The sequence below is a fragment of the Pseudoalteromonas sp. NH0006-46 genome (assembly GCF_057547735.1).
On record NZ_BAAJML010000001.1, the window covers coordinates 919,487 to 937,303 of the forward strand.

A 17,817-nucleotide genomic window follows, 5' to 3' on the forward strand; every position below is an offset into this window, starting at 1 on the left:
GTGGGAGAAAAATAATGATTGAATCAATTATTAGATGGTCTATCGGCAATCGTTTCTTTGTTTTGTTGATTACCTTAATTATCGCGTTTGGTGGTTTGTATTCATTACAAAAAACACCAGTAGATGCACTCCCCGATCTTTCTGATGTGCAGGTGATAATTAAGACGAGCTATCCGGGACAGGCACCACAAGTAGTGCAGGATCAAGTGACATTTCCTCTTACTACAGCGATGTTATCAGTGCCGGGGGCGCAAACTGTTCGTGGTTACTCATTTTTTGGTGATTCCTACGTCTACATTATTTTTGATGACGATACTGATTTGTATTGGGCTAGAAGCAGAGTACTTGAATACTTAAGCCAAGTAGCATCAAGCCTGCCTGATTCGGCAAAACCTCAATTAGGACCTGATGCAACAGGTGTGGGTTGGGTATACATTTACGCTTTAACAGATAAGTCTGGAAACCATGATCTAAGCCAATTAAGAAGCATTCAAGACTGGTTCTTAAAGTATGAACTACAAACTGTTCCGGGCGTGTCCGAAGTTGCCGCCGTTGGTGGTATGGTTAAGCAGTATCAAGTGCAAGTAGATCCTGATAAATTGAGAGCTTACGATATTCCTCTAAGTTTAATACAAATAGCCTTACAAAAAGGGAACAAAGAAACTGGCGCATCCGTTGTGGAAATGGCTGAAGCTGAATATATGGTTACCGCAACGGGGTATATTCAATCAGTTAGTGATATAGAGAAAATCCCACTTGGTATTAACGAACAAGGCACGCCATTGCGTATTGGTGATGTTGCTACCGTTAATTTAGGGCCTCAAATGCGCCGTGGTATCGCAGAGCTTAATGGTGAAGGCGAAGTTGTTGGTGGTGTTGTCGTTATGCGCTTTGGTGAAAACGCTCAACAAACCATAAACGGGGTAAAAGAAAAACTTGAATCGCTTAAATCTTCTCTACCAGAGGGGGTGGAGATTGTCCCTGTTTATGACAGATCGAAGTTAATAGATCGTGCTGTTGATAATCTTTGGAGCAAGTTGCTAGAGGAGCTTGCAGTCGTTGCTATTGTCTGTGTGGCTTTCCTATTTCATCTTCGCTCATCTATTGTGGCAGTTGTTACTCTGCCATTAGGTATCTTGGTGTCGTTCATTATCATGTATATGCAAGGCATCAATGCCAACATTATGTCTTTAGGCGGTATCGCTATTGCGATTGGTGCGATGACTGATGGTGCAATAGTGATGATTGAAAATATGCACAAGCATATGGAGAAAACACCACTAACAGATGAAAATCGCTGGCAAATTGTTGCTAAGGCTGCGAGTGAAGTAGGCCCTGCACTATTTTTTAGCTTACTGATCATTACAGTCTCATTCTTACCTGTATTTATCTTGGAAGCGCAAGAAGGAAGAATGTTCTCTCCGCTCGCCTATACAAAAACCTATGCAATGGCGGCATCAGCAGGTTTGGCGATCACATTGGTGCCTGTTTTGATGGGCTACTTTATTCGAGGCAAAGTTGTTTCTGAAAAGAAAAACCCGTTAAACCGATTATTGATTGCTATCTACATGCCTGTTTTAAAGCAAGTCATGAAGTTTCCAAAATCGACAATAGTAGCAGCAATATTAGTGACTATCGTTGGCTTTTGGCCTGTCGATAAAATTGGTAGTGAATTCATTCCGCCATTGGATGAAGGCGATCTCATGTATATGCCTACTACCTATCCCGGTATTTCAATTGGTAAAGCAAGGGAGTTATTGCAGCAAACAGACAAGCTTATTCGCACTGTGCCAGAAGTTGAAACTGTATTTGGTAAAGTAGGAAGAGCTGAAACTGCAACCGATCCTGCACCTTTAACCATGATTGAAACCTTTATTCAATTGAAGCCACAAGAGCAGTGGCGAGAGGGTGTGACTACTGAATCGTTAAAAGCTGAGTTTGATAAATTGGTTAAGTTTCCGGGCTTAACGAATGCTTGGGTTATGCCAATCAAGACTCGAATCGACATGTTAGCAACAGGCATAAAAACGCCTGTGGGTATTAAAGTCGCCGGACCAGAGCTTGATGTGATTCAGGAAATCGGCCAACAAATAGAGCAAATTTTACCCGAAGTTACAGGCACAGCATCAGTTTACTCAGAGCGAGTTGCAGGTGGACGATATATCAAGGTTGATATTTCACGCGATAAGGCAAGTCGCTTTGGGTTAAACATCGAAGATGTTCAACAAGTGGTTTCTACAGCTATTGGTGGTATGAACGTTACCCAAACGGTAGAAGGTCAAGAGCGTTACCCTGTTAACTTACGCTATCCGCAAGACTATCGAGACTCTCCTGAGCAGCTATCACGATTACCTGTTGTAACACCAAGTGGTCAACGCATTGCACTAGGTGATGTCGCAGATATTCGAGTTGAGAACGGTCCGCCGGGGATTAAGAGTGAAAATGCTCGTTTAAATGGCTGGACGTTTATCGATATAGACGGTGTTGATGTAGGTACTTATGTTGAAAGTGCAAAAATACACTTGGCTAATAATCTAAAACTACCAGCAGGTTATTCAATTACTTGGGCTGGGCAATACGAATATATGGAAAGAGCGAAAGAAAAGCTCACCTATGTATTGCCTTTAACACTCGCCATTATTGTTATTCTACTTTACTTAAACTTCAGAGCGTTTAGTGAGGTGGCTATCATTATCGTTACCTTGCCTATGGCGATGATTGGTGGCTTATGGTTGATGTATCTGGAAGGGTTTAACTTCTCTGTGGCTGTTGGCGTGGGCTTTATTGCTCTAGCTGGGGTAGCGGTTGAGATTGGTGTGATAATGTTGGTCTATCTCAATCAGGCACTTGCTGAGCTTAAGGAAAAAGCTGAAGAGCGAGCTGAACCTATCTCTGATGATGCATATCAAGATGCATTATTGCACGGTGCAGGCTTACGAGTTCGTCCAGTAATGATGACAGTTGCAACAATCATTATCGGCTTGATGCCCATTTTATATGGTACAGGAACAGGTTCGGAGATTATGAGTCGTATTGCTGCACCTATGGTAGGCGGAATGACAAGTGCTGTGCTACTCACTCTTATTGTGCTCCCAGTAATTTACTCAATCGTTAAAAAGCCAGAATTAAACGCCTTTAACAAGGAGCTTTCTAAGGCGGAGCTAAAAAGTAATGCTTAGCGAAGTTAAGAAACCATAAATAGCAATTTCAATAAACTAAAATAGAGGTAAATATGAAAAAACTAATTAAATTTTTAACCGTAATCAGTGTCGTTTTTAGTAGTGCGGTATTTGCGCATGTGCATCTTGAAAAAAGTGTGCCTGCTGATAATGCAATGCTAATGAATCCTCCAGAAGAGTTAACTTTGGTGTTCACCAAAGAGGTACGTGTTGTAAAAGTTTCATTGGCCAATAAACAAGGCGAAGAATTTAAATTTGGATTCGAGCCTTCTAAAGTCGCTACTAGCAAATTTACATGGAAACTACCTAAATTAGCTCCTGCAAACTATGCTGTGGATGTAACCTTCTTAGGTAACGATGGTCATAAAATGAAACATAGCTTCGGCTTTATGGTTCACTAAAATAGGCGGTGTGATTGATATGGAAATGTATATCTGGAATACAGTCATTGTACTGTCAAAAATTGTATTTTACGTCGGCTTTGCCTGTATTGCTGGTTATACATTTTTCAGGCAAATATTTGAGAATAATGAATCTCATACTAATACTGTAATAGCGAATTTAACGTGGACAAGAACTTATATAGTTATGGCTTTGATCGCTAATATTACTTGGTTCTTTGCCAGTACTGGTGCAATGGCAGAAGAGGGAATTCAGGGGGCGATAGACGCTGATATATTGGCTATTATGTGGGACTCCTCTGTCGGCACTGGAGCTTTGCTTCGAGCGCTTGGGCTAGTTACCGCAATAATCGCTTTAGCTTTAAGGTTCAAACTCGCTGTGAACTCGTACTTAAAACAAAGCGCTTTAATGTTGAGTTTATTAATCCTTGCATACTCATTCACGTTACTGGGTCATATTTCTGAGTTAGGCACAATTGAAAAAGGCTTGCTTATTTTGCATGTCCTCGTTATGGCATGGTGGTTTGGGGCGTTATTGCCACTAAAACAGGCTTGCCATCAGCTAAGTTATGCAGAACTTCATTTGCTGATGGAAAGCTTTGGCAAACAAGCAAGTTTTACAGTGAGCCTATTGTTGGTAGCAGGCCTCTGGCTCGTGATTCAATTGGTCGGAAGTCTTGATGCACTAATAAGCTCAAGTTACGGACAAACACTGTTGTTTAAATTGGCCCTTGTAGTGTCTATTTTGGCACTTGCTGCTAAACATAAACTAATACTCGTTCCACAACTTAAAAATAGTCAAGGCAGAGAGGCTTTATCTAAATCTATCTCGATAGAAATGCTAGTAGCTTTTGCCATTTTATCTGTAACGGCTGGGCTTACTAGTGTTGTTGGCCCTGCAAATTAAAACCTAAAAGAGAGAATGAAAATGAAAACAATAAATATATTACTCGTTTTATTAATGACGTTTAGTTTCGCAGCAAACGCTCATGGTGATAAGAACAAAGACAAAGGTTTGTTTAAAGGTATAGATACCCCTGCCGCAAAAGTTGTTTTGGCATTTCATCAAGCACTTGAAACTGGCAATCAAAAACAGGCTAGAGCGCAGTTAGCGGATGATGTCACCATTTTCGAGGGAGGCCGCGTTGAAAGGAGCGCTGATGAATATGCTCATCATCATATGTTGTCGGATATGAAGTATTTAGCAGCGATGAAGAGCGACACACTTGAACATCAAGTGACGATACTTGGAAATACCGCTATCTCTGCGTCGCGTAGTCAAACTACAGGTACTCATAAAGGTGTTGAACGCGATTATCAAGGCATGGAAACGATAGTGCTGGAAAAACAAAATGGTGAATGGAAGATTAAGCACATTCATTGGTCACATTAATTTATTGGTTAAATAACGGAGTACAAAATGAGAATTAAAAGTCCATTACATCAAGTTTCTACGCCACGTAGACGCTTTGTACAAGGTGTAATTGCTGGCGGTGTATTAGCTGCTTTTCCAAGTGTTCTTCATGCAGCTTCATCTTTGATTGCTGGAACTTCAACAGGTACTGCGCCCGAACTAAGTGGAGAAGTAATAGATTTAGTGATAGATGAGTCACCCGTAAACTTCACAGGTGTTGTAAGAATGGCTACAACAATCAATGGCTCAATACCAGCTCCTACCTTGCGCCTCAGAGAAGGTGATGACGTTACTATCAGGGTAACTAATAAATTATCAGTGCCGAGTTCAATTCATTGGCATGGGATCATTCTTCCGTATCAAATGGATGGCGTACCGGGTATTAGCTTTAAAGGTATAATGCCGGGTGAAACCTTTGTTTATAAATTTAAGCTGCAACAAAGCGGCACATATTGGTATCACTCACACAGTGGCTTTCAAGAAATGACAGGTATGTACGGCGCATTAATTATTGAGCCAAGAGAAAAGGATATTATTAGTGCTGACAATGAGCATGTCATCCAATTGTCTGATTGGACTGATGATGACCCAATGGATTTGTTTCGCAAGTTAAAAGTACAGGGCGATGTATTTAACTTTAATCAACCTACTGTTCCAGAGTTTTTTGATGACATTTCAAATAGCAGCGTTTCAAATGCGCTACAACGCCGGGAAATGTGGAATAAAATGAGAATGAACCCTACAGATCTTGCAGACTTATCAGCATCTGCAATGACTTTTTTAATGAATGGTTGTGCGCCTTTGACAAACTGGCGTGGAATGTTTAAAGCTGGCGAAAAGGTTAGGCTTAGATTTATTAACGGTTCTAGCAATACGTTTTTTGATGTAAGAATACCTGAGCTGAAGTTAACAGTTGTACAAGCTGATGGACAAAATGTTGAACCTGTGACAGTAGATGAATTTAGATTTGGTCCCGGTGAAACTTATGATGTACTTGTCGAGCCAAAAAATGATGCATATACGATTTTTGCACAAAGCATGGATCGCTCAGGTTATGCTAAAGGTACTTTATCAATGGCACCTAACGTTGATGCACCAGTACCTTCTTTAGACCCCGTTGAGTGGTTAACGATGACAGATATGATGGGCAATATGACCCATGATAGTGTGCATTCTACAATGGCTGATACGGCAGGTATGTCGGGCATGAATTCTAATAAAATGGATCATAGTGCAATGGGTCATGGAGCGATGGCAATGGATCATAGTAAACATGGAATGACTAAAAACCCATTAGCTGTTGCTAGCACTAAAGTGCGTCATGCAAAAACAGAGTATGGAGCTTCTGTTGATATGCGTGTTGATATGCCTAGAACAAACCTTGATGATCCCGGTATAGGTTTACGTAAAAATGGACGCCGTGTTTTAACACTTGCAGATTTACATTCTCTTGAGGGAATTACAAACCAGCAAGAGCCAGAGGCTGAAATTGAATTACATTTAACTGGAAACATGGAGCGTTATAGCTGGTCATTTGATGGCTTGGAATTTGGAAAAAGCACGCCAGTTCACATGAAGCATAATCAACGTTTAAGAGTTATTTTACAAAACGATACAATGATGACACATCCCATGCACCTGCATGGTATGTGGAGCGATTTGGAGAATGAAAAAGGTGATGTACAGGTTCGTCGCCATACTATCCCTGTACAACCAGCGCAAAGAATTAGTTTTTTAACAACACCTCATGACGTAGGTCGCTGGGCATGGCATTGCCATTTATTATTCCACATGGATGCAGGTATGTTTAGAGAGGTAGTTGTATCATGAAAAAATTAATACTAACCAATACGTTAAGACTATTATTAATAGGTTTGCCCCTTATAAGTGTATCTGTATCTGTATCTGCAAAAGATGAGATGACTGAGATGGGTGATTCTAAAATGCAAGCACAAGGTGGAGATGCACCTAAAGATGCTAGAGACCCCCATGCTTATGCAGCAGGTACAACTTTGACTGAAGGCCCTTATGCACTCAGTAGCGACAAACGACTGACTTTGGCAGATGAGCATTCATTTTACGCGCTACTAGGGGATCGTCTTGAATATAATGAGCAAACAAACGCAGGTGTTTTTGACTTTCAGGCATGGTATGGCACTACTTTTGATAGATTAGTCATCAAAACTGAAGGAGATTTTAGCGAAGGTAATTTAGAGGAGAACCAAACAGATTTTCTATGGGGCCACGCAATATCTGCTTATTGGGATACACAAGTCGGTATTCGACTTGATTACAATAACGAAGGTGAAAACCGCAAATGGCTAGCTTTTGGTTTACAAGGTCTAGCCCCCTACTGGTTTGAAATTGATATGACTGCGTATTTAGGAGAGCAAGGTAATAGTGCATTTTCGATCGAAGCTGAGTATGAGCTATTACTTACTCAAAAGTTAATTGTTCAACCACGAGCAGAGTTGACGCTTTACGGTAAGGATGACGTCCAAAATAACCTTGGTAGTGGCTTGTCTAGCAGTGCTATTGGTTTTCGGGTTCGTTATGAGTTTACCCGCCAGTTTGCTCCCTATGTTGGCGTTGAGTGGACAAATAAATTTGGTAATACAGCCGACTTTGCGAAGTTAAATGGGCAAAGTACTCGTGATACTGCTTTTGTTGCAGGTATCAAGTTCTGGCTCTGATATGAAGAAATACTATATTGACTTGATGAGAGCTACCGCAACTATATTGATGGTAGCTTTCGTTTTTTGGGATTTAAACCATTTTAGTTATGTTAGGAAAGGCCTAGCTAATAGTTTTTTTGGAAAGAACTAAGAGCAGTAATAGTAAGCTACTTCTTGTTTTCAATCGGTGCCAGTCTGGTGTATACCTATCAAGGTGGAATATCAGCTAAGAAGTAAAGTTGGCGAATGGTTAAGGTTAAAGAGTCAAGGCAAAAAACATCGCCATTGAAAGACGTACAATAGGCCATTTTATCACTTTTGATGAACGGGAATTGGATGTGCCCGGGATAGAACCGATTGTTGCAAAGTACTGCGCTTAAAGCTGAACAATTGGAAAAATGATCCATTACTCAATACCTAGTTATGAGCGTAGGGTTTTTATTTCTTTTAATGGTGCTCATGCTTGGCTTTAACTTCACAAGTATAAATTAGACACCCCTTTTATACTTGTGAAGTTAAAGCTGTTTAAAAAAGTAAAAAGTAAAAAGTTTAGGTTTTAGTTCAAAGGTTGATCAAGATCATAAAATTATTTTTATAAAGTGGCTAATATTGTAGGTGATAAATAAGGAATTAAAATGTTTGGACTTTTCAAGTGGTTTAAAATAGTGGTAATTACTCTGTTGCTTACGCAGCATGGCTTTGCTATTGCTAAACCAATGAATTGTGAAGAACATCAAAATGGATCTTCCGACACGCATATTATACAACCAAGCAAAAATATGCATCATCAATCAATGAATGACAATAGTCACTATCACACTGAAAATTCGCAAGATTCTAAAAATCGTCATGGTGATGAAGACTGTGAAAAATGTAAAGCTGGTGATTGTGTTTGTTGTGAAGGCGGTTTTTGTACAAGCTTTCATTTAAATGCCTATCTTGTGGAAGCGCAAGACGAAGGTATTTGCAATATTCATTCTGAGCTAATTCTACAGCGTATACCCCTACCAAAATCTGGTATCCATCTCTTACTTTATCGTCCACCAATTATTGGCTAATCACGGGATCAGTGCGCCTTTTTTTCGCCAGTCCCATCAAAAATAAAACGATTTACTGATTGGTTTAAATTACCAACCGTTTTGAACAATTAGCACAATATTTTTTGGAGGCATGATGAACATGCTCAAACTATTGCTATTTACAGTACTTAATGCTGTCGATTTTGACCGAGATTTCTCTTTTACCAAAAAATTAGTTTTTAGCTTATTCACTAGAATTAGTACTTGACCTGTGTCTTAGACACAGGTCTAAGCTGAAGATGAGAGTACAAACTTAGCTAAAAAACTGAGGAGTGAATATGAAAGTTGCGGAGCTGGCAAAAAGCCTTGGAACGACTGCTGATACGGTGCGCTATTACACCAGATTAGGATTGTTAAAACCTGCTAAGTCAGTGAACGGCTACAAGTCATATTCGAATAAAGAAGTATCGAGACTTAAATTCATTTTAAGTGCCAGAAACCTTGGTTTTTCCGTTGCAGATATCAAGGAAATTATTAATGAATCTGAAGATGGTAAAAGTGCGTGCCCATTAGTCAGAAGCCTGATCAAAGAGCGGCTTGAAGAAACAGAAAAGCAGTTTCAAGCAATGTTGGCACTTCGAGGAAAAATGTCTTCTGCGCTTTCTCGATGGGAAGAAATGGAAGACAAAGCACCGACTGCAAACATGGTTTGTCATCTCATCGAAAACTTTGAGCAAATTAAAAAAGCATAGGAGGAAAAAGGATGGCTACTAACACAAATATAAAAACTGAATCAGGCTGTTGCTGTCAGGCAAAAGCTCAATCCTCTTCGTGTAAAAGTAAGGAGAATACGTTGGAGAAAGTATCACATAACCAACAGCTTATCATTGAAGGTGCTGGGTGTGCTAGCTGTGTAGGCAAAATTGAAGGGGCGTTGAAGGCAACTCTTGGAGTCGTCAGTGCGGAAATGAATTTTGCTGATAGGACAGTAACAGTTTATGGGACAGCTAAAACAAAAGAGTTGATCAAAGCTGTTGAGTCAGTGGGGTATAACGCGAAGCCAATTGATGATAGCTCAGCAACAGATGCGCTTGATGAGAAAGAGGCTGCGGATTTTGCATATTACAAAAAGCTAATGCGCGATACGTTTATTGCCCTTTCACTCGGCGTTCCTTTGATGATCTACAGCATTGTGGTTGGAGAAATGACGGTTGAAACAAACCTTGAGCGCATGTCTTGGCTGGTTGTAGGCATTTTAACTTTTGGTGTTATGTATTTTTCAGGTAAGCATTTTTATGTTGGCGCTTGGAAAAGCTTTAAAAACCACTCCGCTAATATGGACACTCTAATAGCTTTAGGAACAAGTACAGCTTGGTTGTATTCGATGGTTGTCGTGTTTGCACCTGACGCTGTTCCATTGATGGCACGGCATGTTTATTTTGAAGCTACCGCCATGATCATTGGCTTAATTGATTTAGGTTTAGCATTAGAAATCAAAGCCAGAGGTAAAACCTCTGAGGCCATTAAACGTCTTATCGGCTTGCAAGCCAAAACAGCAACCGTGGTTCGTGACAACAAAGAAGTTCAGATAGGTATTGAGCAGGTTTTATTTAACGATATTGTGAAGGTAAAACCGGGTGAAAAAATTCCCGTCGATGGCGTGGTATTGGAAGGACACACCTCTATTGATGAGTCCATGCTGACAGGCGAACCTATGCCTGCTGAAAAAGCTGAAGAAGATGAGGTTGTCGCAGGTACTTTGAACAAATCAGGCATGATTTTATTTAGAGCCACACGCGTTGGTAAAGACACGGCGCTTGCACAAATCATCAATATGGTGAAACGAGCACAAAATTCAAAACCGCCGATTGGCCGTTTGGCCGATGTTATTTCAGCTTTTTTCGTACCTGTCGTGATGATTATCTCTGTGTTAAGTGCGCTAGCATGGCTTAACTTTGGACCTGAGCCAGCCATTGCTTTTGCCATCGTTTCAGCAACTACTGTGCTTATTATTGCCTGCCCGTGTGCTTTAGGCTTGGCAACACCCATGTCTGTCATGGTGGGAGTAGGAAAAGCAGCAGAAGCCGGAGTGCTTATTCGCAACGGTGAGGCACTGCAAACCGCCTCTAAAATCACTGCCATGATTTTAGATAAAACGGGCACTATTACTGAAGGGGCACCTAAGGTAACCGATATTATTTTAGCAAAAGCTACTGACGAAAAAGACGTACTACAGCTTGCAGCAAGTTTAGAAAGCGGCTCAGAGCATCCTTTAGCGCAAGCGATTGTTGAAAGTGCGTTAGATCAGGATATTGAGTTACTAAAAATTGAAGCCTTTAACGCCATTACGGGTTTTGGTGTAGAAGCAAGCTGCAACAACAAAGCCCTGCTTTTCGGAAACGATAAACTAATGAAGTTAAAAGGCGTAGACCTCACAGGCTTTGTTGAACAAGCACAGTCTTTAGCCAAAGAAGCCAAAACACCTATGTACTTTGCTGTAGATGGTGAACTTGCAGCAATCATTGCTGTTGCAGATCCTATCAAGTCAGACTCAATCTCTGCTATCAAACGGCTTCAGGCTAATGGTATACGCGTCATCATGTTAACGGGTGATAACAAGGAAACCGCTGCCGCCGTAGCTAAAAAAGCGGGTATTAGTGAGTTTCTTGCTGAAGTGCTGCCAGAAGATAAAGCCAACAAGGTGAAAGAGCTACAAGAAGGCGGCGAAATTGTTGGTATGACAGGAGATGGCATCAACGATGCTCCTGCGCTAGCGTTAGCCGATGTTGGCTTCGCCATAGGCACAGGGACTGATGTAGCTATCGAAAGTGCTGACATTACCCTAATGCGTGGTTCACTTCATGGCCTTGCTGATGCCATAGCGGTAAGCAAAGCTACTTTACGAAATATCAAACAAAACTTGTTTGGCGCGTTTGTCTATAACGTAGCCGGGATTCCTTTTGCTGCGGGGGTTCTATATCCCTTCTTTGGCATTCTGCTTAGCCCTGTAATTGCAGGTGCTGCAATGGCGTTTTCGTCATTGACTGTAGTGTCAAATGCAAATCGACTTCGCTTTTTTAAAGCAAAAGAGCATTAAGGAGAATCACAATGATGGTTATTAACTTATTAGGCTTAATGTTAATCGCGCTGATTGTTTGGTGGTTTTGGCTATATAAACCCAATAAAACAATCGTTCAAGGTAATGAAGTACTCATTGAAGTGAGGGGTGGTGTGTATTCCCCATCCTCAATTCAGGTGTCTGCTAGCCAACCTGTCACTCTGAAGTTTATGCGCAAAGATCAATCCCCCTGCGCTGAAACAATGCTTATTCCTTCATTGGATATAAGCGAACAGCTTAAATTAAATGAAATTACTCAAATTACCCTATTGAACTTATCACCGGGAGAGCATGAGTTTCACTGTCAGATGCAAATGTATCGCGGTGTCTTAAAAGTCGTTTAGGAGGGCAATATGAAAAATCAACACCCTAATTTTTGGTCAACACCTACAGGCTGGGCTGCACTGGCACTTATTGCCGCAGTGACCTACTTCTTAGTGCTTGAGCATGGTCAACATATGCTGCAATTTCTTCCCTACTTGATTTTATTGCTATGCCCCTTGATGCACGTATTTATGCATGGCAGTCATGGTAAACATGGTCACGATCATTCACATGCGCCTGATGAAAAAAAGGAAGAGAGCTTTCAAGAACTCACGGATAAAAATGCAGCCTATCACGATGGCTACATACAAGGGTTAGAAAAGGCACGTAAGGAATCACATAAAAAGGAAAGCAGTGATGAATGAAACATATGATTATGGCTTATGGTCGATGGTGATACTGAACTCAGCAATTTTTATCTTTTTTGCCTTTAGTTTTGTCAAACCAAAAACATCAACTGATTGGAGAAGTCTAAGCGCGTTCTCTGCCTTTATTGTTGCCCTATTTACTGAAATGTATGGCTTTCCTTTAACTATCTATTTTCTGTCGGGGTGGCTGACGGAGACCTATCCAGAAGTAAATTTCTTTGCGCATGAAAATGGGCATTTATTACATACTTTCTTTGGATTTCAAGGTGATGCCCATTGGGACCCATTTCATATAGTGAGTATGGTGTTTATTGTTGCAGGTTTCTTTATGTTGTCTTCAGCATGGAATGTATTGCATCACGCGCAAAAACATCATCAATTGGCTACAACTGGATGGTATGCAAGGTGTCGCCACCCACAGTATGTAGCTTTCATTCTAATCATGTTCGGCTTTTTATTGCAGTGGCCGACAATCCCAACACTTGCGATGTTTCCGATCTTAGTCGTTGTTTACGTCGAGCTAGCGAAACGCGAAGAAGCACAAGCGATTGCTGAGTTTGGTTCGGAGTACCACAGGTATATGGAATCGACACCAAGTTGGATCCCAAATTTTAATAAAAGTGTAGAAGGTAAAAATCATGAAAACGTTAACTAAATCAATTTTATTTATTAGTTCACTACTGATAACCACTAGCTCATTTGCCCAAAACAATGAGCATAAACATGAAGGTGCGAACAAAGCTGATATGCATCAAGGCATGGCAATACCACATGAGAACATGGGAGAAATGCACAAAAAGATGATGGAAATGAAAAAGGAAGTCCATGCCATTAAAACTGAAAAAGATCCTGAAAAGCAACAGCAGATGATGGTTGAACATCACCGTTCAATGATGAAGATGATGCAATCCATGCACAAAAACATGGAAGAAATGCCAATGCATCAACAAATCAAGATGGCTGAACATCATTTAGAAATGATGGGGAACATGATGCCGCAGATGAACCGTAAAATGGAAGAAATGAAAGATAGCAATCAACAGCATTCACACAAACATTAGGAGAAAAATTATGAGCGATTTAAATCATAGAGTTGGCGTTAAAGAGCAAAATTTAGTTGTTCGAAACCTAAAGCTTAGCAATGTCACAGAAGAAAGCTGTGACGAGTTAGTAAAAGAAATAGATCAGCTTTTTGGTATAGATGAAGTTAGTTACAACATCAAAGAAGGTGAAATACACCTTGCCTATGATGCCGCAAACGTAAGCCTTGATGGGATTGAGGAGGTAATCCGTAAGTATGGCGCAGATGTTCATGATGATTGGTGGACACATACTAAAGAAAGTTACTATAAATTTGTTGATCAGAACATCAAAGATAACTCTGTTCATAAGCCTTGGAGTTGTCATCAAGCACCTTCGGGGGCTGGCCGGAAAAACAAATGAATTCATAAAAAAGTGTATAGATAATTAGTTAGTCAAATGAGGTAACAGTGATGAAAACACCCTATATAAAAGCTCTTTTATTGCTTACATTCGGTTTATATTTAGTGGGTTGTTCCAATACCACTTTTTATCATAAATACATGATGAGAGGTCAGGTAGTAGAAAGTTCTGATAATCGAACTCTAATCTGTATTGGTGCTAAGCATGGCGCAGAGGTTGGGCAAAAATACAGTGTTATTAGATTCCATGAAAGAATAGTATTGAGTGAAGGTGAAGATCCCTACACTATCGAAAAGGTAGGAACGGTACAAATTACTAAAATTGTGAATGATCATTTCGCAACTGTAAAGCTAGTGTCTGGTGACATTGCAGCGAAAGATATGGTGGAACTTGAAAACTAATAAAGTGGTGGCGAAAGCCACCACAAGAGCATAACAATAAAACTTAATGAAAAAACTTTAGTGTTATTTTGTACAACCTTTGAGATTGTTTGCTCAGTTCTGGTTATCTTGATGCCAGTACGACAGAAAAAATGTTACATATGAATTAGAAAGGTATGGGCTGGCATCCTAAATAGCTGTTCCAAATAGTAGATCACCCGAGGAAGGGAACTCAATGCGGTTTGCGCGATCAGATCAGTCGCCAAACATAACCAATCAACAACCGCATTGAGTATGAACAAAATAGCATTTTTATACGGCGCAGAAACCCGCCGCTTGAAGAAAATTGTACATAAAACCCGAGATAAAGACCTGTGCCGCCGGGCAAATGCGGTGTTATTGGTGCTAAAAGGTGAAACCAAGTCGCAAGTAGCCCGTGTTTTGCAAGCAGGCCGTTCATCAGTAAACCGGTGGGTAACCTGGTATGAAGCAGCAGGTATAGATGGCCTTAAAACCAAGGGTGCTGGGCGACCACCAAGTCAGCCCAAAGGCTTTATCTGCGGTGTGTTGGTGAACCATGTACCCAGGACACTGGGTTATCAGCGGTCGCGTTGGAGTAGTGAATTATTCGCACTGCTACTGCATAAGCTTTACCGTATCGTTATTCATAGCTCAACTCTCAGGCGGTGGTTGCCACAAGTCGGCATCGTCTGGCGTCGTGCGGCACCGACGCTGTATATCCAAGACCCAGATAAAGAAGCTAAGTTAGCAGCCATGCGGGAGGCACTTGAAAATTGCAGCGTGGACCATCCGGTGTTTTATCAGGATGAGGTGGATATCCACCTGAATCCGAAGATTGGTGCCGACTGGGGCTTTAAAGGTAAACAGCGTAAGGTAGCTACACCCGGCCAGAATAAGAAACACTATCTGGCGGGGGCACTGCACAGCCAGACAGGACAAATCAGTTATGTTGGTGGTGAGCGCAAGACCAGTGATTTGTTTATTGCGCTGTTGGAGCAACTGAAAGGGCAATACCGGCGAGCGAAAAGTATCACGCTAATTGTGGATAATTACATCATCCATAAGAGCAAAAAAACGCAGAAATGGCTGAATGAGAACCCAAAGTTCAAGCTCTTGTTTTTACCGGTATACAGCCCGTGGCACAACAAAATTGAAAAGCTATGGCATGCGTTGCATGAAACGATAACCCGTAACCATCAGTGTAAGAACATGGATGACTTACTGGAGCAGGTATACCACTTTATGGACACAGCGGCTCCGTTCCCAGGTGGCAAGCATGGCTTGAAGCAGGTGTATCACAATTAGGATCAGTTATTTAGTCAGCAGTAAATCCCTAGCATGGACTTGCATCTGGCACCAAACTCTACGCAGTTCTTTTCCATGTGCCGCGCAAAAACTTTAGCTCAAAACCGTTCAGTATTCGGTAATGCTGAAGTGAACGTTGATGTCCGCTATTCGCTCTTTGCCGAAGTTTGGCTAAGTGCCATGAGCAGTCATTCATGATTAACTCGTTTCTGCCCCATTACGAGTTGAATAGCTATCAACAATGGCTAAAAATGCACTTACTGATCCTATGGTTGATGTATTTAGACATTAAATAAGCAGACAAGGAATTGCGTAAATGGCAATAGGCTATTTAAAGAGGAACAGACCTTTTTATTTTTTTATTCCACGTTATTGAAATGGAATCAGCGGGGCTTTGCTTTTTGTTGCAAATTTAGATATGTTTCTGCAATAAAAGGAAAATCAAGTCAGGAAGCTTCATGTCGCTTATTCGTCACATCTGTATACGTAATTTCAGAGGTATTCAATCTTTGGATTGGTATCCAACTGAAGGTGTTAATTGTATCATTGGTCCGGGCGACTCAGGAAAGTCTTCCATCCTTGATGCAATAGACTTTTGTCTTGGCGCAAGGCGCAATATTAGTTTTACTGATGCTGACTTCCATAACTCCAATGTGGATAACCCAATTGAAATCTATGTCACTTTAGGGTGCTTAAGTAATGAGCTTCTCAGCATTGAGCGCTATGGCAGCTTTCTCCGTTCTTACAATATTACTACTCAGGAATTCTATGATGAGCCTCAAGTAGGCACTGAAACTGTTATTACAGTTAGGTTGGTCGTGGATAAAGGTTTAGATCCAGACTGGGGTTTATATTCAAATCGCGCTGCTTTGGAAGGATTAGAGAAGCGACTTCCTTGGAGTCACAGGGAGCTAATATCACCTACTAGATTAGGAGAAGGGTCTTCGCGCCATTTTACGTGGGGGCGTAATTCACTTCTAAACAAGCTATTAGAAGATAGATTTGATGTAAGTGAAGTACTTGCCGAAGTTTCTCGCAATGCCAGACAATCCTTTGCACAACAAGATGTGGATGGGATTAGCAATGTCCTCGCAAGTGTTCAAGGTGTAGCATCTGCGCTTGGGGTAAATGTAGGTGAGCTTCAAGCTTTACTTGATGTGTCGAGTGTTTCTGTCTCGCATGGCGCAGTGAGCTTACATGATGTTAATGCAACGCCAATTAGGCAAATGGGTACCGGCTCTACTAGATTGCTTTTAGCGGGACTTCAAAAATTGGTTTCCACCTCAAAACTGTTGATAATTGATGAGGTAGAATTTGGCTTAGAACCATTTAGAATTAGTCGCTTATTAAAAGAAATCGGTGCAAAAGAACAGCAACCAACACAGCAAGTATTTATCACAACTCATTCCCCATATGTTCTTCGAGAATTAAAATCGTCACAGATACATATTTTGAGGAAGTCATCAGTAGCGAGGCAACCTCAAATAAGTCACCTGATGTATTCAATGAATGATAGCGACGAGCATCAATCGACTTTGCGAGTATGTGCTGAAGCATTCTTGAGTAATAAAGTAATAGTTTGTGAAGGTAAAACTGAAATAGGACTTCTGAAAGGTGTCGATGCGGTAGAGCAAAGCCAAGGGCGGCACAGTATTGAATCGCTTGGTGTCATGCATGCAGATGGAGGCGGCAGTCATATGTTTAAGCGAGCCAAAGTCTTCAATGAATTGAGCTACTCTGTTTCAATATTCAAAGATTCAGATATTAATGACCAGCAGCAAGCATCTATCACAGAAGCAATGAAACTTGGCATACCTATGTTTGAATGGGGGGATAGCCAAGCTACTGAGCAGGCAATATTTAATAACTGCCACCTTAATCTCATTCCGCAATTGTTAAATATTGCAGTTGAGAGAAAAACTAATGTCGCGGTAAATGCACACATTACCAACGCAACTGAAAATCAGCTGAACCTCACAATTTGTACCCAGACTCCTCAAGATGCTCATCGATCGTATCTTGGTCTATCAGCAAAGAAAAAAGAATGGTACAAAGACATTGAGCCTATGGAAAATGTCGCAGAAACAGTTCTTTGGCCTAACAAACAATGGATTCAACCAGTTTTCACTCAAGTGTTAGATAATCTTCTTGCGTGGGCACGACAATAGGG

At 40.9% G+C, this 17,817-nt stretch carries 17 protein-coding genes; all 17 read left to right on the forward strand.

What is annotated here, in order from left to right; genetic code table 11:
- Positions 1–14: 14 nt before the first annotated feature.
- Entirely contained in the window at positions 15–3,179 is a 3,165-nt protein-coding gene (locus tag AC27I2_RS04295; RefSeq protein ID WP_008467841.1) for an efflux RND transporter permease subunit, read from the forward strand.
- Between the two features lie 53 nt (positions 3,180–3,232).
- The gene (locus AC27I2_RS04300; RefSeq protein ID WP_010558032.1) at positions 3,233–3,580 is read left to right on the forward strand and encodes a copper resistance CopC family protein; all 348 of its coding nucleotides are present in this window, start codon (positions 3,233–3,235) and stop codon (positions 3,578–3,580) included.
- A 19-nt stretch (positions 3,581–3,599) separates the two neighbouring features.
- The gene (locus AC27I2_RS04305; protein WP_010558031.1) at positions 3,600–4,487 is read left to right on the forward strand and encodes a copper resistance D family protein; all 888 of its coding nucleotides are present in this window, start codon (positions 3,600–3,602) and stop codon (positions 4,485–4,487) included.
- Between the two features lie 15 nt (positions 4,488–4,502).
- Entirely contained in the window at positions 4,503–4,973 is a 471-nt protein-coding gene (locus AC27I2_RS04310) for a YybH family protein (RefSeq protein ID WP_021032425.1), read from the forward strand.
- 27 nt (positions 4,974–5,000) lie between these two features.
- A complete protein-coding gene (locus AC27I2_RS04315) occupies positions 5,001–6,824 on the forward strand; it encodes a copper resistance system multicopper oxidase (protein ID WP_010558029.1) in 1,824 nt (607 codons plus the stop codon).
- A complete protein-coding gene (locus AC27I2_RS04320) occupies positions 6,821–7,687 on the forward strand; it encodes a copper resistance protein B (RefSeq protein ID WP_028834968.1) in 867 nt (288 codons plus the stop codon). The genes AC27I2_RS04315 and AC27I2_RS04320 overlap by 4 nt, the downstream gene beginning before the upstream one ends.
- Positions 7,688–8,304: 617 nt before the next feature.
- Positions 8,305–8,727 (forward strand): hypothetical protein, encoded by a 423-nt coding sequence (locus AC27I2_RS04325; protein WP_010558026.1) that lies wholly within the window; start codon positions 8,305–8,307, stop codon positions 8,725–8,727.
- Between the two features lie 299 nt (positions 8,728–9,026).
- The gene (locus tag AC27I2_RS04330; RefSeq protein WP_008467855.1) at positions 9,027–9,440 is read left to right on the forward strand and encodes a MerR family transcriptional regulator; all 414 of its coding nucleotides are present in this window, start codon (positions 9,027–9,029) and stop codon (positions 9,438–9,440) included.
- A gap of 101 nt (positions 9,441–9,541) precedes the next feature.
- On the forward strand, positions 9,542–11,785 hold the full coding sequence (locus AC27I2_RS04335; RefSeq protein WP_028834967.1) for a heavy metal translocating P-type ATPase: 2,244 nt from the start codon (positions 9,542–9,544) through the stop codon (positions 11,783–11,785).
- An 11-nt stretch (positions 11,786–11,796) separates the two neighbouring features.
- Entirely contained in the window at positions 11,797–12,150 is a 354-nt protein-coding gene (locus tag AC27I2_RS04340; RefSeq protein WP_028834966.1) for a cupredoxin domain-containing protein, read from the forward strand.
- A 9-nt stretch (positions 12,151–12,159) separates the two neighbouring features.
- A complete protein-coding gene (locus tag AC27I2_RS04345) occupies positions 12,160–12,495 on the forward strand; it encodes a DUF2933 domain-containing protein (protein ID WP_016899208.1) in 336 nt (111 codons plus the stop codon).
- Positions 12,488–13,153, forward strand: a complete 666-nt coding sequence (locus AC27I2_RS04350) for a methyltransferase family protein (protein WP_004589269.1) — start codon at positions 12,488–12,490, stop codon at positions 13,151–13,153. The genes AC27I2_RS04345 and AC27I2_RS04350 overlap by 8 nt, the downstream gene beginning before the upstream one ends.
- Positions 13,137–13,559, forward strand: coding sequence for a hypothetical protein (locus tag AC27I2_RS04355; protein ID WP_008467863.1), 423 nt, complete (start codon positions 13,137–13,139; stop codon positions 13,557–13,559). The genes AC27I2_RS04350 and AC27I2_RS04355 overlap by 17 nt, the downstream gene beginning before the upstream one ends.
- Before the next feature lie 10 nt (positions 13,560–13,569).
- The gene (locus AC27I2_RS04360; RefSeq protein ID WP_008467865.1) at positions 13,570–13,941 is read left to right on the forward strand and encodes a hypothetical protein; all 372 of its coding nucleotides are present in this window, start codon (positions 13,570–13,572) and stop codon (positions 13,939–13,941) included.
- Positions 13,942–13,991: 50 nt separating this feature from the next.
- The gene (locus AC27I2_RS04365) at positions 13,992–14,342 is read left to right on the forward strand and encodes a hypothetical protein (RefSeq protein WP_004589646.1); all 351 of its coding nucleotides are present in this window, start codon (positions 13,992–13,994) and stop codon (positions 14,340–14,342) included.
- Positions 14,343–14,615: 273 nt separating this feature from the next.
- Positions 14,616–15,647: an IS630 family transposase gene (locus AC27I2_RS04370; RefSeq protein WP_243533192.1), complete on the forward strand. Its 1,032-nt coding sequence runs from the start codon at positions 14,616–14,618 to the stop codon at positions 15,645–15,647.
- Positions 15,648–16,105: 458 nt separating this feature from the next.
- Entirely contained in the window at positions 16,106–17,815 is a 1,710-nt protein-coding gene (locus AC27I2_RS04375; protein WP_138569924.1) for an ATP-dependent nuclease, read from the forward strand.
- Positions 17,816–17,817 lie beyond the last annotated feature (2 nt).